The following is a 21,171-nucleotide window of genomic DNA, read 5'->3' as shown; positions in this document are numbered from 1 at the left end:
ACGCGCCCCGGCGGCCTTGCCAGATCGCAACCGCCCAAGGCATCCTGCGCGTACATTATTTTGCGAGATACCCATGCGCGCCCTTTTTTCGTCCACCGCTTTTTTTGTGATGACGGCAACCTTTGCCGCGGCCGACCCGGTCGAGACCTGCCTTTACGGGGAAGGGGATTGGGCCGCGACCCTGTCGGCCTGCAACACGGCGCTGGCCGCAACCGATGATCCGGTCGAACAGGGGCGGTTCATCCTGCACCGTGGCATCGCCCACGAATTTCTGGGCGACATGGACGCGGCATTTCTCGACCAGATCCTCGTCGGGGAATACCGCCCCGATTGGTTCCGCGGTTACGCAAATGCTTCCTCCCTCGCGGCTGAAATGGGCGACGCCGAGGGCCAGATGCGGTGGGCGCAGGCCGCCATTGATGCGGAACCCGACAATCCGCGCGCCTATCTTGAATTGCTGATCGCGCGGACCGACGGCGACGATCCCGAAAGCTGCGGCGCGGTGGCCGACCAGATCATCGACAGGCTTGGGCCTTCGGTCGACTGGGCCTTCGACCCAAGCGCCGATCCGTATCTCCTCGGCAACCTCGGGTATTGCCTGCATTGGGCAGAGCGCCACGAAGAGGCGATGCAGGCCTACAATGCCGCCGATTATGTGGGCCTGTCAGAGGAATGGTTCTACAGCGACGTGGCGCGGTTGGCGTTCTATTCGCTGGAACAAGATGACCGCGCCGTGGAGGCAGCGACCCAAGCTCTGGCCTTTGACGATCCACATATCGACGACGTCTACGTCCTCGTGCAGGCAAATATCTACCTTGAGCAATTCGATGCCGCCCGCGCGGCGGAGCAGGAATACAGCGCCGTCATCGACCAATGGGACCACCTCTACAACATTCGTAATGACCTGGCCTGGCACCTGTACCTGAGGGGCGAGTTGGAGGCGGCATCCGACATCATTGATCGGTGGTACGCGATGTTCGACCCGCAAGACACTTCGCCGAACGACAACGTTGCAGGCTCCCTCGATACGCTGGCCCATATCCGCGCCGCTGCGGGGGATGCGGAGGGCGCGTTGGAGGCATTTGCCGGCGCGCTGGCCCGCGACACCGAGGAGTACGCACAATTGCGGCGCGACACGTATCGCAGGGAGATGGAGGCGCTTGGCCTGACCGTCCCCGAAGGCGAAGACGGGCTGATGGCCGGACTGGCCGAATGCGTGGCGATGGGCGCGGCCTGCCGATTGCTGTTTGACGACGACAGCGCCGTCATCGACCTGCAAGACTGACCCAAACGAAAAAGGCCGCCCGGATGAGGGGCGGCCTTTCGATGTCTTCGCTCAGAACCAGCTTAGTTCTGGGCGTAGTATTCGATCACGAGGTTCGGTTCCATCATCACCGGATAGGGCACATCGCCCAGGCCGGGGGTGCGCACGAAGGTGGCGGTCATCTTGGAATGGTCGGCCTCGATGTAATCGGGCACGTCACGCTCGGCCAATTGCACGGCTTCCAGCACGATGGCCAATTGCTTGGACTTCTCCCGAACCTCAACGACATCGCCTTCCTTCACGCGGTAGGAGGGGATGTTGACGCGCTGGCCGTTCACCAGGACATGGCCGTGGTTCACGAACTGGCGGGCGGCGAAGACGGTCGGCACGAACTTGGCGCGGTAGACGACGGCGTCCAGGCGGCGCTCCAGCAAGCCGATCAGGTTCTCACCGGTGTCACCTTTGACACGGGCCGCTTCGATGTAGATGCGCTTGAATTGCTTCTCGGTCAGGTCGCCGTAATAACCCTTGAGCTTTTGCTTGGCGCGCAGCTGCAGGCCGAAATCGGACATCTTGCCCTTGCGGCGCTGGCCATGCTGACCGGGGCCGTATTCGCGGCGATTGACGGGGGATTTCGGGCGGCCCCAGATGTTTTCGCCCATCCGGCGGTCGATTTTGTACTTGGCAGACGTGCGTTTGGTCACGGCTGATCTCCTTCAGGTTCGAAACCGCTCCTCAAGCCGGTGGCTTGCCTCGCGGTTGTTGTGAAGGGCGTTGTCCTCTTCCCGGATTTGGCCGGGATGACAGGGTTCCTCTTGCGAGGGCCACCAACACCAATGAAAAACCCCGGCCTTACGACCGGGATCTGGCGGGCTTTTAGGCCCGGTTCAGGGGGGTGTCAATGCGCCCGTCAATGGGCGCGGGCGGCCAGCGGTTTGGTGGGGGCGCCGTCGATCAGGATCGCGGCCTCTGCGCGGGTCAGCATCCGGCGCACCGGCGCGCCGTAGGCGTGCGGATTGGCGGCCAGTTCGGGGCGCATCTCCAGCAGGCTCTCGCGTTGCAGGTTGTTGAGGTGCTCCAACCCCATGAAGCCGGGGTGAAACGTCTCCACCTCCAGCCCGTTGGCCCAGACGACCTCGTGTCGGTCCAGCATCAGGTGAATGTAAAACGTCTCGCGCAGGGAATGGTCGACGGTGATGCGGCTGTCGCCCACCAGATCGGCGGCGCGGACCAGCACTTCGGCCTCCCCCCACAATTCCTGCGCAGCGCGGCCGGTCACCAGGATGCGGTGCTCGGGGCTGACGATCAGATCCTCGTCCGGGCGCTCGACCCCCAGCGCCCCCGCCCGCATACGGATCGGACGTTGGTCCGGCATCGCGAACAGGCGCGCGCCCGACATACGGCGGTGGCCTGACCACAGAACCTCTTGCGGGCCGTTGTCGCGGGTCAGCACACGGTCGCCGGTGCCCAATTCCTCGATCGCCTTGTCGCCGTCTTCGGTGCGGATGCGGGTGCCGGGCGTGAAGCAGATCACCGTCGGCTCCTCGCTTGGCGTCGGCTTCAGGGTTTCCTCGTTGCGATGCACGATCATCAATTCCCGCCCCGATGGCGGCGGATCGCCCGCGAACAGCAATAGCGGCGGCGTGCAGTCTTCCAGCAAGATCGGGACAATCGTGTAGAATTTCGCGCCGTCGCTAACGATGAATGCGCCGCGGAACAGGGGATCGGCATCCGCGGCGGCAAATTCGGCGGGGCCCGGCGCGGAGTGCTGCAACAGCTTGCGCACCACGCGCGCCGCACGGGCGCGAAGCTCATCCTGGTCCCGGCTGACCGTCAGGAGGAGGGCGGCGGGATCCCCTTCCAGTGGAAGAAGCTTGCCATGCCAGCTCCAGCTCATCCCTTCGGCCAGTTCTTGTTGTGGTTCTGCCGGAAATCCCTCAATGCAGGTTTGCGCCCATACGATCACGAACGCGCCCCGAAAGCTCGTACCCATCATGCCCCGCCTCGTCAGTTTCGACGTAGACCGGTGGTTGATCCCCGGCCTTTGTCAGGACGCTAGCAGAGGTGATTCGCCGTGGGAAGCCTCCCGATTCGCTTTTCCGAATCGGTGAGTCGAATTTGTCAGAACCGCAAGACGAGGGAGAGCGATCCGACCAGTTGCCCTTCCTCCTGCCCGACGAATTCTTCCGACAGATAGGTGACGCCGTAAAAGAAATCGGCCGGCCCGATCCCGTAATTCACGCCGCCCCGCAGGCGATAGCGCATATCCTCGTGCTCCGGCCCGTTGGACGGCAAAAGAACCGAGTCCCAGACGTATCCCACATCCGCCCCGGCGGAGAAGCTGAAGCCTCCACCGCCATCGCCCGGCAGCGCGAGGATGCGTTGCCCGGTGATCGGGTCGCGGATCAACAATGCCTCGGGATCGAAGTTTCCGAACCGAAGGTCGACCCCAACACGCGCCAGGGTCTCAACGCCCGCCTGCACTTCCGCGAAGGGGCGCACGGCGGTGTTGCCAAGTGCAAAGGTCCGCCCGCCTTCCACCGTCCCATTGAGGTAGTAGCCGTCGTCGATCATGAAATTCGACAAATCCACGTCCGAGCCGCCGAAGGTCCGGTGGATGCCGTCATGCAGGTCCATCAGGCCGGTCTGGTCGCCCGTCATCACCAGGTCCGCGCCCGCCGCCACTTCCAACCCGCGATAGTCGAAATGCGTCGATGCCCCGAAATAGAGCGCCGGGGCATACCGCCGGTCGCCCGGTGCGGGGGCGGCAAGGTTGTCGGGCGCAATGATTTCCCCGCGGAAGCGCAACTCGACAAGCGCAAAGGGATCACTCGGCAAGGCGCCGTCCCAGTCCTGGCCGAAGAACCCGCTGACCTGGTAGGCGCCCGTCCGCCAGCGGTCGAAGCGGTCGCCGATGGGCATGCCGAACCAGTCGTTGGTGAAGACTTGCGTGAAGCCCTGACGCTCGAACGCGGCGCTGTCCTGCGCGAAAGCGGGTGCGCCCAAAGCGGTCGCGACAAGGGCCAGCGCCCGGAGGGTTTGTTGTGTCATGGCTGCCTGCTCAACGTGTGTTTTCCGGTCTGATGCCGGTGATTTGTGGCGAAATTAGCACCAAACGGCGATTTGGGTCGGGGAATTCGGAGTTTCGGCCCGTTTCGCGCACCAAGTGAGGCAGGACCGCGACACCTATTGTGGTCCTCGTCAGGACGTAGAGGAGGGAAATCGCTCGTCGAACAGGTCGCCCAAAGCAGCCTCTTCGCGTGGCAATCGCTTCGGCAGGCGCGCCCAGAAGCCGCACCGCCAGACAAACTTGCCCGACGGCGTGAAGATCAGATGATCTTCCACCCACCGGTACATCCGCCTACCCGCACTTCGAATGCCCGCACGACCCGCAGGTCAGGCAGCCTTCGACCATCCGCAGATCGTATTGCCCGCAGGACGGGCAGGCCGGGCCGGGGCGATTGCCGATATTGACGACCTGGGCATGGGGATCGGCCTTCAGACCCATTCCTTCGCCCGCCAAAAAACCCGTGGCGATCATGTGCTTTTCGATCACGCCACCGATCGCGGCCAGGATCGAGGGGACGTATTTGCCCTGCATCCATGCCCCGCCGCGCGGGTCGAAGACGGCCTTCAGCTCCTCTACCACGAAACTCACATCGCCACCCCGCCGGAACACGGCGGAAATCATCCGGGTGAGTGCGACGGTCCAGGCGAAATGCTCCATGTTCTTGGAGTTTATGAACACCTCGAAAGGGCGGCGGTGGCCGTTCAGGACGATGTCGTTGATCGTGATGTAGAGCGCATGTTCGCTGTCGGGCCATTTGACCTTGTAGGTGTTGCCCTCCAGCTCTGACGGGCGGTCCAGCGGATCGGACATGTAGACGACTTCGCCACCAGCGGCCTCAACCGCTTCCTGCGCGCGCGGCTTTTCTTCCGCTTCCGACACGGCCAAAACCGACCCCGTTATGTCGTTGGGCCGGTACGTGGTGCAGCCTTTGCAGCCGGTGGCATAGGCCTCCGCGTAGACGTCCTTGAACGCCTCGAAGCTGATATCGGCAGGCACGTTTATGGTTTTGGAGATGCTGGAGTCGATCCAAGGCTGTGCGGCGGCCTGCATGCGCACGTGATCGAGCGGGGCCAAGGTCTGCGCGTTAACGAAATGGTCGGGCAATTCTACGTCACCCTTTATCTCGCGCCATTTTGCGACCGCGAAATCGACCACTTCTTCCTCGGTGCGGGTGCCATCGGGTTGCAGGACCTTGCGGGTATAGGCATTGGCGAAGATCGGCTCGATCCCCGAGGAGACATTGCCTGCGAAAAGCGAAATCGTGCCGGTGGGCGCGATCGACGTCAAAAGCGCATTTCGCAGGCCGTGTTTGGCAATCAGCGCCTGCACATCTGCATCCAGCCGCTGCACCATGGGCGTCTTGGCATATTCCGCCGCATCGAAAAGGGGGAACGCGCCTTTCTCAGCCGCGATTTCAGCCGATGCCCGGTAGGACGCATTGGCGATCAGCGCCATCCAGTCGCCTGTCTTGGCCGCCGCCTCCTCCGACCCATAGCGCAATCCGCACATCGCCAGCGCGTCCGCCAGCCCCGTCACGCCAAGGCCGATGCGCCGCTTCGCCTGCGCCTCCTGCCGCTGCGCCTCCAACGGAAAGCGGGAGGCATCGACGACATTGTCCATCATGCGGATCGCGGTGCCCACGATGTCGTTCAGCGCGGTGGTGGAGATCCGGGCCGCGTCGTCAAACGGATGCTCCACCAGTTGCGCCAGATTGACCGAACCGAGCAGGCAGGCCCCATAAGGCGGCAGCGGTTGTTCCCCGCACGGGTTGGTGGCGCAGATCGTCTCGGCGTAATTGAGGTTGTTCTCGGCATTGATGCGGTCGATGAAAATCACCCCCGGCTCCGCGTAATCGTAGGTGGCCCGCATGATGCGGTTCCACAAATCACGGGCCTGCACGGTGCGGAAAACCTTGTCGCCAAAGACCAGATCCCACGGGCCGTCCGACTCCACCGCTTCCATGAACGGGTCGGTGGCCAAGACGCTCATGTTGAACATCCGCAGGCGGGCCGGGTCCTGCTTGGCGGCGATGAAATCCTCGATATCCGGGTGATCGCAGCGCATTGTGGCCATCATCGCGCCGCGCCGCGATCCGGCCGACATGATCGTGCGGCACATCGCGTCCCACACATCCATGAAGCTGAGCGGCCCGGACGCATCCGCCGCCACGCCGCTGACCGCCGCACCCTTCGGCCGGATAGTGGAGAAGTCATAGCCGATCCCACCGCCCTGCTGCATCGTCAGCGCGGCTTCTTTCAGCATGTCGAAAATGCCGCCCATGCTGTCCGGTACGGTGCCCATGACGAAGCAATTGAAGAGCGTCACGCTGCGCCCGGTCCCCGCGCCGGCCACGATGCGGCCTGCGGGGAGGTATTTGAAATCCTCAAGCGCGGTGTAGAAGCGCTCCTCATAGGTCTCCGGCTCCGCCTCAACCTCAGCCAAAGCGCGGGCGATGCGCCGCCACGTATCCTCGACCGAGCCGTCGATGGGTGTGCCGTCCGCGTCTTTCAGGCGGTATTTCATGTCCCAGATCTGCTCGGCGATGGGGGCGGCGAAGCGGGTCACTGGCACTACTCCTTGGTGGGGCTCTGCGGGATTCTACAAGGTAGGGTATATGGCACAAATGTCGCCCCTAGACCAGCTTTCGCGGACGAATCGTGCCGCAATGGCATGACACGGGAGGACATTCACCATGACCAAGCACACGGATTTCCTGAAACGGGGCTACGCGGTTCTGGCGGGGCGCATCGACGACACCGACCTTGCCGCGCTGCGCCACGCCGCCGATACCTTGATCGCGGAACCCGCCGCGACCGATGGCGGAAACCACGACATCAACCGGGGCGCTGACCGGCAATTCCTCCACAAGCGGCATGAGGATTTCCCCGACGTCGCCCGCTTCCTGTTCTCCGACCGGATGCGTGCCGTCACCGGGATCGTGCTGAAGGACCCGCACCTGTTCAACGAGCAATTCGTGGTCAAGGGCCCGCGCACCGGGGCCAGCTTCGCGTGGCATCAGGATGGCGCCTACGTCCCGTTCGACCATACACCCTATCTATCGGTCTGGATCGCGCTGGACGATACGACACTCGATAACGGCGCGCTGAGCTGCCTGCCCCGCGACCTGACCACGCAGGCCCATATCGACCCGCATCGCTGGGACGATGTCGGCAAGGAAAAGGTCGGCTATGACGGCCCGGATCGGGGGGAGGCCCTGCCCTGCCCCGCCGGAACCATGGTGATCTTCTCGTCGCTGACCCTGCACCGATCCGGCGCGAACATCACCGACAGGCCGCGCCGCGCCTATCTGGCGCAATATTCCGACGGGTCGATCCTTGATCCATCCACAGGAAATCCGCGCAATTTCGCCAAACCTCTGTCCTGACGCTTGCCGCCACCCACCAGGATGTTAGGTTGAGCGACACATCATCTTGGGGGATGAAGGGTGGCCGCCACAATACATATTCTGAAGCTCTGCGTCGGCGCGGAGAAGGTGGAAGATCTGCTGGCGTGGCAAGCGACGGCGCGGGCCAAGGGTCCGGACGGCCTGCCGCGGCACGTCACACGCATGTGGCCCAAGCGCGCCGATGAGATTGCGGGGGAAGGTTCGCTTTACTGGGTATTCAAGGGGCTGATCCTCTGCCGCCAGCCGATCATCCGCTTCGATCCGGTGGATCGGGGCGATGGCATCAACCGCTGCGGCATCGTTCTTGATCCCAACGTGACGCGCGTGGCCGCCACGCCCAAGCGCCCCTTCCAGGGCTGGCGCTATCTGCAAGCGGGCGGTGCGCCCCGTGACTTGCGTCAGGGGCAGAAGGCCGACGCCCCCCTGCCCCCGCAACTGGAAAGCGCTCTGGCCGAAATCGGCGTCCTCTGAGCATTGCACACGAAAAAGCCGGGCGCCTTGATCGGCCCCGGCTTTTCCCTTTTTTCAAGCGATCAGAACGAGTTCAGCACAGCACCAAGGGCCGAGCGGTAATCGCCATGGGCCGTGCGCGTGTTGGAGTTCAGCGGCGCGGAGGAGCCGTTGCCGATGGGGATCGTCAAGCCGACTGCGAACCGGTCGATGTCGGGGTCCACACCCGCGATCGGACCCAGATCCAGAGATGTGCGGGAGTATTCCGCGCTCAGGACAATTGGCATCGAACCGCTTTGCGACAGGTCGTAGGACGCGCCGAGGGTCAGGCCGGTCGACGTGATGTCTTGCGGGGAAAGCGCCCCCAGGTCCAACGTGGCCCCGCCGACGGCGCCGTAGATGTCAAACCCATTGCCGAGGTCATAGGACGCCCCGATCGAATAGGCCGTCGCATGCAGATCAACGGTCGCCACGGAGATATCGGTGCGCAGAACCGCGCCGTAAATCTCAAGTTCCGGCATCACCTGGTAGGCGCCGGACACGCCGTAATCCACGACATCGAGGTTGAGGCCCGCAAGAAGCGGCGAGTCCCCCAGATCCGTGGTGCCATAGAACGCCTCCACATGGCCTTGGCCAAAATCGTAGCCGCCGAACACACCGTAGCTGTTTGCGTCGATGCCGAACGTGATCGGGGCCAGCAGGGCCAGATCCAGATCGTTCATGTGGTAATACGCACCGACATAAGCGCCGTTGGAGAAGCTGTATTGCGGCTCCACTTCCAGCGAGATCAGGTCGATGTTCAGGTCCGTGCCAAGGCCGCCGATCTCCAGATCGCCGGAGGAGAAGCCGAAGCCAAGCCCGACGGAGAATTCCTCGCTGAACGAGAGGTCGCCGTCAAAATCAATGGAATAGCCGTTGAGGTTCAAATCCGTGCCGCCGATGGAGGAGGAGTTGAACGCGTAACCCAGCGTGACCGCGCCATCGAATTCGACGCCTTGGGCCGACACAAGGGTAGGGAGCGCAACAAGCGCACCCGCCAGGAGGGCAGGTTTCATCATGGTAAATGTCCTTCAAAAAAAGGTGTTCTTCGAAAAAGTGGAACCGGCGAAAAAACTGCCGATGGGTCGTCTTCAATAGGATTAAGATAAGTTAACGAAGCCGTGATCCGCAACCGGCGGGAAACCTGACCCAGTGGGTGGGTGGAATTCCGCGCGCTGTTGTATCCGCGCCACGAATGCGCGCCGCTCAGCTTTCGGAGTCGAGCCCCATCCGATCCATCAGCGTCCGAAGGGCTGCACGATCCTCGGGGTGCCAATCGGCACGGCGGGCGCGGAACAACGTGGCCTCCGACCGGTGGATCAACCCATCGCTGAGGATGGAGAGGTGATTGGCGCGCAGCGTCTCTCCGGTGGAGGTGATGTCGGCAATCGCTTCCGCCGTCCCGTGGGCGACCGTGCCTTCCGTCGCGCCCTGGCTGTCAACCAGCCGGTAATCGGCGACACCCGCATCGCGCAGGAAATCGCGGACAAGGCGGTGATACTTGGTGGCGATCCGCAAGCGGTGGCCGTGCGCCGCGCGGAAATCGGCGGCGACCGCGTCCAGATCGTCGATGGTCGTGACATCGACCCACCATGCGGGCACGGCAATGACCAGATCGGCGTGCCCGAACCCCATTTCGGCGAGAATCTCCACCGCCTGATCCCAGGCCGGGATGCGTTCCTGAACAAGGTCGCTGCCCGTGACACCCAGATGAATGCGCCCGGCGGCCAGTTCGCGCGGGATTTCTCCCGCCGCCATCAGACGCAAGTCCACCGGCAGGTCCGCGACTTCGGCGCCGTAATCCCGGTCCGACCCGGTGCGGCGCATCTCCACCCCGCGCGCGGCGAACCATTGGAAGGTCTTTTCCATCAACCGGCCCTTGGACGGGACGCCAAGCGTTATCATGCCTGTGCCTCCCGCAAGCGGACGATCAGTTCGGGGCGAATGACGCCGCCGACCGCCGGGATCTCGCGCCCGCCGCCCAAGTGACGGGTAAGTGCGTCGTAGCGCCCGCCAGTGGCCAGCGGCAGGCCGGGGCCGTGGGGCAAGAAACCGAAGACGAAGCCGTCGTAGTATTCCATCTGCGTGCGTCCGAATGAGGCCTCGAACGGCACGTCATCAAGCGGCACGCCAGCCGAGCCAAGCGCCCCGACCCTCGTCTCGAATTGCTCCACCGCCGGGCGCAGGCCGGGCAGGTCCACCACGAAATTGCGCAAGGCATCGCTGGCCTCGCTTAGCGGCAGCTTCAGCGCCAGAAGCGCCGTCAGCACCTCCGCCTCCGCCGCCGAGATGGCCGGGGCCGCGTCCTCCGCCTCCAACCGCGCAAGGCGGGCGGTGATCTCGTCGGTGGTGCGCAGGCCGATGGGCGGGCCGGCCGCCGCGATCATCGCGGCCAGCCCTTTCTCGCGGGCATTGTCCAAAAGCGCAGCGCGCCCCTTGGGTGGCTTCGCACGGCCCGTAAACCGGTCCAGAAGCGCGCGGAACCGGCGCGGCCGCCAGACGTGACGGCGGAGCGCGGCCTTACGGGCATCGGTCGTATCCAACGCCGCAATCGCCGCCAGCAGAACGCCGATATCGCCCGTCACCGCGCGCACCGGCAAATCGCCCATGGCGCGCTGGATCAGGGCAAACACTTCCGCATCGGCCTCCATCGGGGCGGCGCGGTCGAAGACTTCATAGCCGACTTGCAGGTATTCCGTGGGCCGCCCGCTGCCCGCGCTTTGCATCCGGAACACATCACCCAGATAGGTATAACGCGCCGGTTCCGCGCCTTCGGCCATATGCATCTCCACAACCGGCACGGTAAAATCCGGGCGCAGCATCATTTCCCCGCGATCCGTGTCGTGGGTGGTGAAGGCACGCGCGCGGATATCCTCGCCGTAGAGGTCCAGCAACGTATCGGCGCGCACCAGAACGGGCGCATCGACCGGCAGCGCGCCCGCATCCGTGAACATGGCCTGAAGCGCCTCCGCCTCGGCCCGTATGGCGGCTTTGCTGCTCACTGGTGGCGGGCGATGATGGCTTGAACCTCGCGCACGAGGTCCGCGACCGGCACTTCGGTCTGGGCGGGCTGGGATTTCCATTCCTCCAGCGTGGCGTCCTCTGCCAGCTTCGCGCCCAGGATCAGGTCCTTGAGCTGCACGACACCCCGCTCTGCCTCGTCCGAGCCTTGGATGATTGCTACGGGGCTGCGGCGTTTATCGGCGTATTTCAACTGGTTGCCGAAATTCTTCGGGTTGCCGAGGTAGACCTCTGCCCGAATGCCCGCATTGCGCAGGGTTGCGACCATGGACTGATAGTCGGCCATCCGGTCACGATCCATCACGGTGACGATCACGGGGCCCGCATCGTCTCCGGGAAGTTTGTCTGTGGCGCGCAGGGCCGCCAGAAGGCGGTCAACCCCGATGGAGACGCCGGTGGCGGGCACTTCCTGCCCGGTGAACCGCTTGACCAGATCGTCATACCGCCCACCGCCCGCGACGGAGCCGAACTGGACCGTCTGGCCCTTCTCGTTCTGCACGTCGAAGGTCAGCTCCGCCTCGTAGACCGGGCCGGTGTAATAGCCGAGCCCACGCACGACCGAGGGGTCGACCAAAATGCGATCACTGAAATAGCCTTGCGCAAAAAGAAGTTTGGCTATCGCCTCCAATTCCGCGACGCCCTCTAAGCCAATAGTCGAATCCCCAACGAGACCGTTTAAGGTTTGAATTGCGGAGTAGTTGGGGTTCTGGCCACTGAACGTATCGACCGCAACATTATCGGTCACGACTTGCTCGTGCTGCAGCTTGTGCACTGCTTGATGGTTCTCGAATTGAGCGATGCCAACTCTAAGGAACGAGATGATTACGTCAGCTTGCGCTTCAGAGAGCCCCGCACCCTTCGTGAAATCCCCGCTCTCATCCTTGCGCCCTTCTCCAAGAAGATCTCGCACGCCCTGCTCGCCCAACCGGTCCAGCTTATCAATCGCGCGCAGGACAACCCCGCGCTCGGCTTCCTTGTCGTCGCCCGCCAGCCCCGCGACCTCCATCACGCCGTTCAGCACCTTGCGGTTGTTCACCCGGATCACGTAATCGCCGCGCTCGATCCCAACGGCCTCCAGGCAATCGGACAGCATCGCGCAGATCTCTGCATCGGCGGCCACAGACCCCGACCCGACCGTATCGGCGTCGCATTGATAGAACTGCCGGAACCGCCCCGGCCCTGGCTTCTCGTTCCGCCAGACCGGCCCCATCGTGTAGCGGCGGTAGGGCGACGGCAGGTCGTTGCGGAATTGCGCGGCCACGCGGGCCAGCGGTGCCGTCATGTCATAGCGAAGTGCCAGCCATTTATCATCCTCCTCGAACGCGAAGACGCCTTCATTGGGGCGATCCACATCGGGCAGGAACTTGCCAAGCGCCTCCACCGTCTCCACCGCGCTCGTCTCCAGCGGGTCGAAGCCATAGCGGTGATAGACCTCCGCGATCTTGCGCAGCATCTCGGTGCGCTGTGTCACGTCCGCGCCGAAATAATCGCGGAACCCTTTCGGCGTTTCGGCCTTGGGGCGGGGCTGTTTTTTCTGCTTTGCCATGGGCGGACGGGCCTTAAATTCTGGTCGCGCCTGCCTTAGCTTGCCACGCACCAAGGGGCAAGGAGCGTGGGCCATGGCCGATGAGCGATTGGAAGAGCAGCTGGCGCATCTGACCCGCGCCGTCGATGACCTGTCGGAGGTTGTGGCCCGGCAGGACGCAGAGATCGCGGTCCTGACCCGGCGGGTTGAGATGCTGATGCAGCGCGAGGCGGAGCGGGAGGTGGATGCCAGCGGGACCCTGCCGCTGGCCGATCAGAAACCACCGCACTGGTAGAGGCCACACTTCAGGCTGCGAGCGGGCGCTGCGTGCTGGGTGGCCGGGGCCGTGACCGCATCAAGATGAATACCATCAGCGCCACGTTCACGGCGTTGAAAGCGATCCCGTTGAGGAACGCCATCTGGTAGGAGCCGGTCAGGTCGTAGATCAGCCCCGACAACCAGCCACCGATGGCCATGCCGAAGATCGTCGACATCATCACAAGGCCGACGCGTGCGCCTGCCTCCCGCGCCGGAAGGTATTCGCGCACGATCACCGCATAGGACGGCACGATCCCGCCCTGGCTGAGGCCGAAGACCATCGACACGATGTAAAGCGACATCAGCCCGGTGCTGGGAAGGTACAGAAACAGCGCCAGCATTTGCAGAGTCGACCCGATCAGCAGCGTCACGACACCGCCCAACTTGTCCGCCAGAACGCCCGACACAAGGCGCGACGCGACACCGCCCAACAGCATCAGGCTGAGCATTTCGCCCCCCACCGCCGGGCCGTAGCCCAAATCGACGCAATAAGCGACGATGTGGACCTGCGGCATTGCCATGGCCACGCAACATCCGATCCCGGCCATTGCCAGCAAAATCGTGAGCGCCCGTGGGCTGAGCCCGGTGGTGCGCGCCCGCTCCGCCGCGGCAGTCTCGGATGCTTGCATCGCGGCCTCCGGCAGGGACCGGCGCACGATTGCGGTGAGCGGCAGCATGATGACGATGCAGGCCAGCGCGAGGATCAGGTATGCCGCCCGCCAGCCGTCACTCGCCAGCGTCCCGGCCAGAATGAACGGCCAGAGCGCGCCGGACAGGTAATTGCCCGATGCGGCAATCGCGACAGCCAGCCCGCGTCGCTTCAGGAACCACTGGGACGTGTCCGCGATCAGGGGCCCGAAACTGGCCGATGATCCGAAGCCGATGGCCAGTTGCGCGATGGACAGAACGGCGATGTTGGGCGCGAGGAAGGCCGCGCCGTACCCCACCCCCATAAGCACCGCCGACGCCGCAAGCGATGTGGCCAGCCCAAAGCGGTCCACCGCCTTGCCGATCACGAAATTTCCGATGGCAAATCCCACCATCGTCAGGGTGTAGGGCAGGGTCGCCGCCGCGCGGCTGGCCCCGAATTCCGCCTGCACATCGGGCAGAACCAAGATGATCGCCCACATCCCCGCATTGCCGATCAGCGACAGGCACAACGCCATGGCAAGGCGTGACCAGGACGCGCGGCTGTCCAGCGTGGCGGGGGGTGGTGACATGGGGCTGACCGTAGGACCGCCCGTCACCGATGGAAAGCCCGGCTTCAATTGGCAAATTTTCGAGCGTCACGGATCGTCAAGAAATGTTCAATTGACACCCGCCCGGCATCTGTCGCTATTTGCGCATATGGATATCAAACGACTTACCCCCGCCCTCGCCCTGCCCTTCGCTCTTTTTGCCGCTGCCCCCGCCATGGCGGAGCCGGATTGTTCCGGTGGTGGCTATGCCGCCGACGCGCTTGTCGTGCCCGCAGATGTCATCGGCTCGATCGAGACCGCTACGCAATATGCCTGGGATGGCGGCGGTCGCCTGGTCGTAGTGTGCAATCTTCTGACCGAAGGCGCGGATTTCTTTGCAACCTGGTCGCTGTTCTCCGGTGAGGTGGACACCAACTATCCCGGCATCTGCGTGTCGCTGACCAACGATCAGGGCGTGGAATGGTATTCGTGCCAGACGCCCGAAGCCGTGTCCGTCGCGTTCGCCGCTGTCGCAGGCACGGAAGACTCGATCCTGCGCTTCGAGGATTGGCAGCCGCAGGCACCCGTGCTCCAGTAATTCGGACAATCGTTCCAGATCGAAAGCCCCGGTATCCGCCGGGGCTTTCTCGTCTCATAGGGTCGCTGCACGCGACTGGTCGCGGATATGCGGCATGACCCGCCCACTCAAACCTCTTCGACCATCACCACCCCTTCGAGCGACCGCAGGGCACCCTTAATCTGGGGTGACACGGGGAAATCCTCGCCCAGGACCACCTCGACCTCACCCGGCAGATCGGGGGCCATGAGGCACAGGTGGATCGGCCCTTTGGCGGTCCGCGCGGCGTCGCCCGCATTCCGTTCCAGAAGGCTCTCCACCGATACGATCCCAAGCTCATCCTCGACGAAGACGCGCAGGCCATTGGCCTCTCCGGCGATGGCGTTGTCGACGGGCTGAATACCCCGGGCCAGCAGCTTGAGCTGGTCGGCCTCCAGCGTCGCCTCCGCCTGCACGATCACGTTGCTGCCCGTCTCAAGGAATTCGCGGGACGCTTCCAACGTGTCCGAGAATACGGTGATCTCGTAAAGCCCCGTGGGATCGGAGAGGGAGACGAAGGCAAACCGATTGCCCCGCTGCGACTTCCGTTCCTGCTTGACGCTGACCGCGCCGGCCATCTTGGCGACGAACGGACCCTGTTGCACGCGGCTCTCCACCTCGGCCAGGGTCATCACGCCCCGCCGCTTCAACGCGGGCAGGTAATCGTCCAAGGGGTGGCCGGAGAAATAGAAGCCCACCGCCTGATGCTCCGCCGCCAGCCGCTCGTTCGGCATCCAATCCGGCGGGTTGGGCAGGCGCGGCTCCGGCAGATCATCGCCCGCATCGCCAAACAGCGAGACCTGATCCGACGCCGCCTGATCGTGGACCGCTGCAGAATAGGCGGTCAGCGCATCAAGGCTGTCCATCACGCGCCTGCGGTTTCGGTCCAATTCATCGAACGCACCGGCGCGGGCCAGCATCTCCATCGACCGCTTACCGACGCGTTTCAGGTCCACGCGGCGGGCCAGATCGAAAAGGGTCGCATAGGGTTTCTCCCCCTGCTCCGACGATGTGCCGTTTGCCCCTTCCGGCGCGCGGCGCCCTTCGACGATCATCTTCATCGCCTCGACACCCACATTCTTGAGCGCGCCGAGGGCGTAGAGGATCTTGCCGTCCTGCACCGTGAAGGTCGCCGCGGACCGGTTCACGCAAGGCGGCAGGGTCTCGATCCCCATCCGGTCGACCTCCTGCTTGTAGACGCCAAGCTTGTCGGTCAGGTGGATGTCGCAATTCATCACGGCCGCCATGAACTCGACCGGGTGGTTCGCCTTCAGCCACGCCGTCTGGTAGCTGACGACCGCATAGGCGGCGGCGTGGGATTTGTTGAAGCCGTAATTGGCGAACTTGTCGAGGAGGTTCCAGACCTCCAGCGCCTTGGCTTCATCCACGCCATTCTCGGCGGCGCCCTTGAGGAATTTCGGACGCTCCGCATCCATCGCTTCCTGGATCTTCTTGCCCATCGCGCGGCGCAGAAGGTCGGCGCCACCGAGGGAATATCCCGCCATTTCCTGCGCGATCTGCATCACCTGTTCCTGATAGACGATGATGCCCTGCGTCTCATCCAGAATGTGATCGATGGTCGGGTGCAGATGCTCCCGCTCCGACAGGCCGTTCTTCACCTCGCAGAATTTCGGGATATTCTCCATCGGACCGGGCCGGTAGAGCGCGACCAGTGCGATGATGTCCTCGATGCAATCGGGCTTCATGCGCCTAAGCGCATCCATCATGCCCGAGCTTTCCACCTGGAACACGGCGACTGTCTTGGCGCTGGCGTAGAGGTCGTAAGCGGCCTTGTCGTCGAGCGGGATCGCGTTGATCTGGTTCTCGGCCCCCTTGGGCGGCTCGTAAATCAGCGATCCGTCCGGGGCTTCGTGCAATTGCCGACCGCTGGCATGGATCAACTCGATCGCGTTTTCCACGACGGTCAGGGTCTTCAAGCCCAGGAAGTCGAACTTCACCAGCCCCGCCGGTTCCACCCATTTCATGTTGAACTGCGTGGCCGGCATGTCGGAGCGCGGGTCGCGGTACAGCGGCACCAATTCGTCCAGCGGCCTGTCCCCGATCACCACACCGGCGGCGTGGGTCGAGGCGTTGCGCAACAACCCTTCGATCTTCTCCGCGTAATCCATCAAGCGTCGGGTCGGGTTCACGCGGCCATCGCGCTTGTCCTGTTCCGATTCTCGCATTTCTTCCAGAAACCGCGGCTCATCCTTGATCGCCTGCCCGATGGAGACGGGCTTCACCCCCTCCACGGGGATCATCTTCGACAGGCGATCCACCTGCCCGAACGGCATCTGCAACACGCGGCCCACATCGCGCACCGCGGCCTTGGACAGAAGCGCGCCGAAGGTGATGATCTGGCCAACCCGGTCGCGGCCGTATTTTTCCTGCACATAGCGGATCACCTCTTCCCGGCGATCCATGCAGAAGTCGATGTCGAAGTCGGGCATCGACACCCGTTCCGGGTTCAGGAACCGCTCAAACAGCAGCGAATAGCGCAAGGGATCAAGGTCGGTGATCGTCAGCGCATAAGCCACCAGCGACCCCGCGCCCGACCCGCGCCCGGGACCCACTGGGATTCCCTGATCCTTGCCCCACTTGATGAAGTCGGCCACGATCAGGAAATAGCCGGGGAACCCCATCCGCTCGATGATGCCGAGCTCGAAATCAAGCCGCGCCTGGTAGTCCTCTACACTCGCGGCATGGGGAATGACGGCAAGGCGTTCCTGCAAGCCTTCATTGGCCTGGCGGCGCAATTCCTCCACCTCGTTATCCGCGAATTTGGGCAGGATCGGGTCATGCATCTTCGCCCGGAACGCGCAGCGACGGGCGATCTCGACCGTATTCTCCAACGCCTCGGGCAGGTCCGCGAACAGGGCCGCCATCTCCTCCGGCGACTTGAAGGAATGTTGCGGCGTCAGACGGCGGCGCGGCTCGGACTGGTCCACATAGGCGCCCTGGGCGATGCAGATCATCGCATCATGGGCCTCGTACATGTCCGGTTTGGGGAAATAGACGTCGTTGGTGGCCACCAACGGCAGGTCCAGCGCGTAGGCCAGTTCCACATGCCCGCGCTCCGTCATCCGTTCCGCGGCCGCTGGCCCGCTTTCGCCCGGGTGGCGCTGCAATTCGACATAGAGCCGATCGGGGTAGATCGCGGACAGCGTTTTCAGCAACGCCTCAGCCTTCGGACGCTGCGCGGCCTGCAAATGCTGCCCCACTGGCCCGTCCGGTCCCCCGCTCAGGCAGATCAGACCGTCCGAATGCCCCTCCAACTCCGCCAGCGTCACGTGGGGCAGGGTCCCATCCCCGCGCAAGTAAAGCGCGGAGTTCAGTTTCATCAGGTTCTCGTAGCCCGAGCGGTTCTGCGCCAGCAAAACGATCGCGGCGGGCGCGCGCGGCTTCTCACCGGGGGCGGCGCGTTCGTATTCCACGTCGATCTGGCACCCGATGATCGGCTGCACCCCGGCCTTCTTCGCCATTTCCGAGAATTCAAGCGCGCAGAACATGTTGTTCGTGTCGGTCACCGCCACGGCGGGCATTCCCGCATCGGCCACCAGACCGGGCAATTTCTTCACGCGCATCGCGCCTTCCAGCAACGAATACTCGGTGTGCAGGCGCAGGTGAATGAATCGGGGATCAGCCATGGCGAAAGCCTATCTTGCGGCTGATCCGGCGGGAACCCCAAAGGGTAGCCGAAACGGCCTTAACCAATCCTTGAATCTCCCCCTGCCCGATCGGACCATTAGGACTTATCGTGCATTTTAGAGAGATTTGAGCGGACCCGAGCGGGGGCAGGGTCCGATGCGCCGATGCAAAACCAAGGATTGCGCCCGATGATGACGCCCGACATGACCCGCGCCTTCCGCCTGCTCGATGTCGCACCCGGTGCGGACCGCGCCACGATCCGCAAGGCCTGGCGTAAGCTGGTGCGCGCCTACCACCCTGACCAGGTGCGCGGCGACAAGGTGGCGGCGAACCGGCGGCTTGCGGATCTGAACGCGGCCTTCGACCTCGTCTCCACCTGGGACCCGAGCATGGTGGAGCCCGCTGCCCCGCCCCGCCCGACCCGACGCCGCAAAGCGCGTCAACAGGCCCAGTCGGCCCAACGCCGCAAGGACGAGGCCGCCGCCCGCGCCCGCGCCGCCACCCTTGAGGCGCGCGACGCCGCCAAGCGCGCGGCACGGGCCGCAGCCGCCGAACGCGCCACACGGCCTGTTCCTCCTTCCTCCGCCAAGGATCGCCTTGCCAGCCGCGCGGCGCGCCGCGTGTTCTCCGACGCCCTGCGCGTCCTCGGCCCCGCCGCAAGCCCGGAATTGTCGATTACGGCCTGATCCCTAAAATTCTACTCAAACGACCTGAAAATCCTTCATTATCCGGTCGATGCAAAAAGTTATCCAAAGGGCTTTCTATTCTCGCCGCGCCATGTTACTTACCCTCATGGCTAACAATCTTGACCACGTCTTCACCGCCCTCTCCGACCCGACCCGCCGTGCGGTCATCGCGCAATTGGGCCAGGGGGAGGCTCCGATCAAGGCCCTCGCCGGCCCCCACGACATGGCCTTGCCAAGTTTCCTCAAGCATATTCGCCAGTTGGAACGCGCGGGCCTCGTGACGTCCCGCAAGATCGGGCGCACCCGGATCTGCACCCTGCATCCGGAGGCGTTGGATACGGTCGATGACTGGCTCGCCGCCCAACGGCGGATCTGGACCGGGCGACTGGATCGGCTTGAAACCTATCTCGACCAAACGGAGGTGCCGGAATGACCGACACGAAAATCTTGACCTTCTCGCGCCGTCTCGGCCATCCGCCCGGCCGCGTCCTTCACGCCCTGACCGACGCCAAGGCCCGGATGACCTGGGGCCCGCCCGACGCCGACATGGTCGTCCTGATCGAGGGACAGCCGGACCCCGCCCCGGGCATCCGCGAAACCTCGACCTGCGGACCGCGGGAAAATCCGTATGTCACCGTCGAGACCGATTGGATCTTGCTGGACCAGGCGCGCGTCAGCTACGCCGAGACCCTTTCCGCCGAAGGGGAGGCCTTTGCAACCAGCCTCGCCGTCTTCGACATGGCCGCGACGGAGGCAGGTACGGACCTCGACGTCACCATCCTCGTGGCCAGTTTCGCGGGGCCCGAGGTCTTGCCGGAGGTTGAAGGCGGCTGGACGTTTTCCCTGAAAAACATCGCCCGTTACCTTGACGGCACCCTCACCTGACAAAACGCCCCCGTGCGGCAAACCTGTCCTTTCAAAGGGAAAAATCCCGTGGCAGGCTTCCTGCCATGGTCTGCCGCTTCCTCCTTCCGCTCCTGTTTCTGACTGCGCCAGCTGCCGCCTTTCCGGTCGAACGGTGCATCAATCTCGGCGCAGCGATGGAGGCGCCGGTGGAAGGCGATTGGGGCTACGTGATCGAGGCGCAGCACATCGCGGCCATCGCGCAGGCCGGATTCGACACAATTCGCCTTCCCGTCCGCTTCTCCGCCCATTGGAACGGCACATACCTGTCGCCCGATTTCCTCGCGCGGGTGGATCAGGTGCTTAATTGGGCCTTCGCCGCCGACCTGCACGTGATCCTCGACCTGCACCATTTCAACGAGATGGCGTTCGACCCGGCCTTCCACGGCCCGCGCCTCATCGCGATCTGGTCGGCCTTGGCCCGCCATTATTCCGACGCGCCCGATGCGCTGATGTTCGAGCTTTTCAACGAACCCCACGGCGCCTTCACCACCGAACGCGCGCGACCGCTGTTCCGCCAGATCACCGCGATGATCCGTCGGACCCATCCCGACCGCTGGATCATCACCGGCGGAGGCGATTGGAACGATCTGGACGAAATGCTACGCTTGCCCGATCCGCGCCGGGCGGAGGTTCGGACCTTCCACTATTACCGACCGTGGTCCTTCACCCACCAACAGGCCGCCTACCTCCCCGATCCGCCGCCCCCGTCCGATTGGGGCTCCACCGCCGACATCGCCGTGCTGCGATCGGACATGGCCCGGGCGGGCGCGGCGACCGGGCCCGTGTTCCTGGGCGAATTCGGCGTCTACGCCGCAACGGACCAAGCCGCACGCCTTGCCTGGATACGGGCCGTGCGCGAAGCGGCGGAGGCCAACGGCATCCCGTGGTGCTATTGGGGGTTCACCCAAGGCGACGTGATCGGCTTTTCCGCCTTCGACACAAGCACCGGCCAATGGGAGCCGGGGATGCTGGACGCGCTTTTCGACTGACGCTTGAATTCATCGGGCATTCGTTATCTGCTGCCCGACGGCGACTGACACGTTC

20 protein-coding genes are annotated in these 21,171 nt (G+C 64.0%); 9 read left to right on the top strand and 11 right to left on the bottom strand.

Going from position 1 to position 21,171, the window contains the following annotated elements:
* Positions 1–109 precede the first annotated feature (109 nt).
* Positions 110–1,285, top strand: coding sequence for a lipopolysaccharide assembly protein LapB (locus KUW62_RS01940; protein ID WP_224813829.1), 1,176 nt, complete (start codon positions 110–112; stop codon positions 1,283–1,285).
* Positions 1,286–1,347: 62 nt separating this feature from the next.
* On the opposite strand, the gene rpsD is transcribed toward KUW62_RS01940, so the two are convergent.
* From rpsD to KUW62_RS01915, 5 genes are all read right to left on the bottom strand, one after another.
* Positions 1,348–1,968: a 30S ribosomal protein S4 gene (gene rpsD / locus KUW62_RS01935; protein ID WP_224813828.1), complete on the bottom strand. Its 621-nt coding sequence runs from the start codon at positions 1,966–1,968 to the stop codon at positions 1,348–1,350.
* Positions 1,969–2,174: 206 nt separating this feature from the next.
* Positions 2,175–3,161 (bottom strand): Hint domain-containing protein, encoded by a 987-nt coding sequence (locus KUW62_RS01930; protein WP_224813827.1) that lies wholly within the window; start codon positions 3,159–3,161, stop codon positions 2,175–2,177.
* 224 nt (positions 3,162–3,385) lie between these two features.
* Positions 3,386–4,315 carry a lipid A-modifier LpxR family protein gene (locus KUW62_RS01925; RefSeq protein WP_224813826.1) on the bottom strand — a complete coding sequence of 310 codons (930 nt, stop codon included), beginning with the start codon at positions 4,313–4,315 and terminating at the stop codon, positions 3,386–3,388.
* 150 nt (positions 4,316–4,465) lie between these two features.
* Positions 4,466–4,621, bottom strand: a complete 156-nt coding sequence (locus tag KUW62_RS01920) for a hypothetical protein (RefSeq protein ID WP_224813825.1) — start codon at positions 4,619–4,621, stop codon at positions 4,466–4,468.
* A 4-nt stretch (positions 4,622–4,625) separates the two neighbouring features.
* Entirely contained in the window at positions 4,626–6,899 is a 2,274-nt protein-coding gene (locus tag KUW62_RS01915; protein ID WP_224813824.1) for an adenosylcobalamin-dependent ribonucleoside-diphosphate reductase, read from the bottom strand.
* 127 nt (positions 6,900–7,026) lie between these two features.
* Here KUW62_RS01915 and KUW62_RS01910 point away from each other — a divergent pair, with 127 nt between their 5' ends.
* Positions 7,027–7,719, top strand: coding sequence for a phytanoyl-CoA dioxygenase family protein (locus tag KUW62_RS01910; RefSeq protein WP_224813823.1), 693 nt, complete (start codon positions 7,027–7,029; stop codon positions 7,717–7,719).
* A gap of 60 nt (positions 7,720–7,779) precedes the next feature.
* Positions 7,780–8,211 (top strand): DUF1489 domain-containing protein, encoded by a 432-nt coding sequence (locus KUW62_RS01905; protein ID WP_224813822.1) that lies wholly within the window; start codon positions 7,780–7,782, stop codon positions 8,209–8,211.
* Between the two features lie 62 nt (positions 8,212–8,273).
* Here KUW62_RS01905 and KUW62_RS01900 read toward each other — a convergent pair whose 3' ends face one another.
* From KUW62_RS01900 to hisS, 4 genes are all read right to left on the bottom strand, one after another.
* Positions 8,274–9,248 carry a porin gene (locus tag KUW62_RS01900; protein WP_224813821.1) on the bottom strand — a complete coding sequence of 325 codons (975 nt, stop codon included), beginning with the start codon at positions 9,246–9,248 and terminating at the stop codon, positions 8,274–8,276.
* Positions 9,249–9,435: 187 nt separating this feature from the next.
* On the bottom strand, positions 9,436–10,134 hold the full coding sequence (gene hisG / locus KUW62_RS01895; RefSeq protein ID WP_224813820.1) for an ATP phosphoribosyltransferase: 699 nt from the start codon (positions 10,132–10,134) through the stop codon (positions 9,436–9,438).
* Entirely contained in the window at positions 10,131–11,231 is a 1,101-nt protein-coding gene (locus tag KUW62_RS01890; protein ID WP_224813819.1) for an ATP phosphoribosyltransferase regulatory subunit, read from the bottom strand. The genes hisG and KUW62_RS01890 overlap by 4 nt, the downstream gene beginning before the upstream one ends.
* Positions 11,228–12,796: a histidine--tRNA ligase gene (gene hisS, locus KUW62_RS01885; RefSeq protein WP_224813818.1), complete on the bottom strand. Its 1,569-nt coding sequence runs from the start codon at positions 12,794–12,796 to the stop codon at positions 11,228–11,230. The genes KUW62_RS01890 and hisS overlap by 4 nt, the downstream gene beginning before the upstream one ends.
* Positions 12,797–12,869: 73 nt before the next feature.
* On the opposite strand from hisS, the gene KUW62_RS01880 reads away from it, so the two are divergent.
* Positions 12,870–13,070 (top strand): SlyX family protein, encoded by a 201-nt coding sequence (locus KUW62_RS01880; protein ID WP_224813817.1) that lies wholly within the window; start codon positions 12,870–12,872, stop codon positions 13,068–13,070.
* A gap of 10 nt (positions 13,071–13,080) precedes the next feature.
* Here the strand turns inward: KUW62_RS01880 and KUW62_RS01875 are convergent, their stop codons facing one another.
* Positions 13,081–14,313: an MFS transporter gene (locus KUW62_RS01875; RefSeq protein ID WP_224813816.1), complete on the bottom strand. Its 1,233-nt coding sequence runs from the start codon at positions 14,311–14,313 to the stop codon at positions 13,081–13,083.
* A gap of 127 nt (positions 14,314–14,440) precedes the next feature.
* Here KUW62_RS01875 and KUW62_RS01870 point away from each other — a divergent pair, with 127 nt between their 5' ends.
* Positions 14,441–14,869, top strand: coding sequence for a hypothetical protein (locus tag KUW62_RS01870; protein ID WP_224813815.1), 429 nt, complete (start codon positions 14,441–14,443; stop codon positions 14,867–14,869).
* Positions 14,870–14,976: 107 nt separating this feature from the next.
* Here KUW62_RS01870 and dnaE read toward each other — a convergent pair whose 3' ends face one another.
* Positions 14,977–18,534 carry a DNA polymerase III subunit alpha gene (dnaE, locus tag KUW62_RS01865; protein ID WP_224813814.1) on the bottom strand — a complete coding sequence of 1,186 codons (3,558 nt, stop codon included), beginning with the start codon at positions 18,532–18,534 and terminating at the stop codon, positions 14,977–14,979.
* Positions 18,535–18,723: 189 nt separating this feature from the next.
* Here dnaE and KUW62_RS01860 point away from each other — a divergent pair, with 189 nt between their 5' ends.
* The 4 genes from KUW62_RS01860 to KUW62_RS01845 all read left to right on the top strand — a co-directional run bounded on the left by KUW62_RS01860 (position 18,724) and on the right by KUW62_RS01845 (position 21,116).
* Positions 18,724–19,221, top strand: a complete 498-nt coding sequence (locus KUW62_RS01860) for a J domain-containing protein (protein WP_224813813.1) — start codon at positions 18,724–18,726, stop codon at positions 19,219–19,221.
* A 106-nt stretch (positions 19,222–19,327) separates the two neighbouring features.
* Positions 19,328–19,654 (top strand): helix-turn-helix transcriptional regulator, encoded by a 327-nt coding sequence (locus KUW62_RS01855; protein WP_224813812.1) that lies wholly within the window; start codon positions 19,328–19,330, stop codon positions 19,652–19,654.
* On the top strand, positions 19,651–20,106 hold the full coding sequence (locus KUW62_RS01850; RefSeq protein WP_224813811.1) for a hypothetical protein: 456 nt from the start codon (positions 19,651–19,653) through the stop codon (positions 20,104–20,106). Before KUW62_RS01855 ends, KUW62_RS01850 begins: the two co-directional genes overlap by 4 nt.
* Positions 20,107–20,171: 65 nt before the next feature.
* A complete protein-coding gene (locus tag KUW62_RS01845) occupies positions 20,172–21,116 on the top strand; it encodes a glycoside hydrolase family 5 protein (RefSeq protein WP_224813810.1) in 945 nt (314 codons plus the stop codon).
* The last annotated feature ends 55 nt before the right edge of the window (positions 21,117–21,171 follow it).

This window comes from Hasllibacter sp. MH4015 (genome assembly GCF_020177575.1).
Lineage (GTDB): Bacteria > Pseudomonadota > Alphaproteobacteria > Rhodobacterales > Rhodobacteraceae > Gymnodinialimonas.
Note: the sequence above shows the minus strand (reverse complement) of the source record. Positions and strands in the feature narration are given on the sequence as shown.

Bases quoted from the DNA above. Each gene is read 5' to 3' on its own strand.
- KUW62_RS01940 (WP_224813829.1), top strand. From the start codon at position 110: ATGACGGCAACCTTTGCCGCGGCCGACCCGGTCGAGACCTGCCTTTAC.
- KUW62_RS01930 (WP_224813827.1), bottom strand. From the start codon at position 3,161: ATGAGCTGGAGCTGGCATGGCAAGCTTCTTCCACTGGAAGGGGATCCC.
- KUW62_RS01925 (WP_224813826.1), bottom strand. From the start codon at position 4,315: ATGACACAACAAACCCTCCGGGCGCTGGCCCTTGTCGCGACCGCTTTG.
- KUW62_RS01920 (WP_224813825.1), bottom strand. From the start codon at position 4,621: ATGTACCGGTGGGTGGAAGATCATCTGATCTTCACGCCGTCGGGCAAG.
- KUW62_RS01910 (WP_224813823.1), top strand. From the start codon at position 7,027: ATGACCAAGCACACGGATTTCCTGAAACGGGGCTACGCGGTTCTGGCG.
- KUW62_RS01900 (WP_224813821.1), bottom strand. From the start codon at position 9,248: ATGATGAAACCTGCCCTCCTGGCGGGTGCGCTTGTTGCGCTCCCTACC.
- hisG (WP_224813820.1), bottom strand. From the start codon at position 10,134: ATGATAACGCTTGGCGTCCCGTCCAAGGGCCGGTTGATGGAAAAGACC.
- hisS (WP_224813818.1), bottom strand. From the start codon at position 12,796: ATGGCAAAGCAGAAAAAACAGCCCCGCCCCAAGGCCGAAACGCCGAAA.
- KUW62_RS01880 (WP_224813817.1), top strand. From the start codon at position 12,870: ATGGCCGATGAGCGATTGGAAGAGCAGCTGGCGCATCTGACCCGCGCC.
- KUW62_RS01875 (WP_224813816.1), bottom strand. From the start codon at position 14,313: ATGTCACCACCCCCCGCCACGCTGGACAGCCGCGCGTCCTGGTCACGC.
- KUW62_RS01870 (WP_224813815.1), top strand. From the start codon at position 14,441: ATGGATATCAAACGACTTACCCCCGCCCTCGCCCTGCCCTTCGCTCTT.
- dnaE (WP_224813814.1), bottom strand. From the start codon at position 18,534: ATGGCTGATCCCCGATTCATTCACCTGCGCCTGCACACCGAGTATTCG.
- KUW62_RS01860 (WP_224813813.1), top strand. From the start codon at position 18,724: ATGATGACGCCCGACATGACCCGCGCCTTCCGCCTGCTCGATGTCGCA.
- KUW62_RS01855 (WP_224813812.1), top strand. From the start codon at position 19,328: ATGGCTAACAATCTTGACCACGTCTTCACCGCCCTCTCCGACCCGACC.
- KUW62_RS01850 (WP_224813811.1), top strand. From the start codon at position 19,651: ATGACCGACACGAAAATCTTGACCTTCTCGCGCCGTCTCGGCCATCCG.
- KUW62_RS01845 (WP_224813810.1), top strand. From the start codon at position 20,172: ATGGTCTGCCGCTTCCTCCTTCCGCTCCTGTTTCTGACTGCGCCAGCT.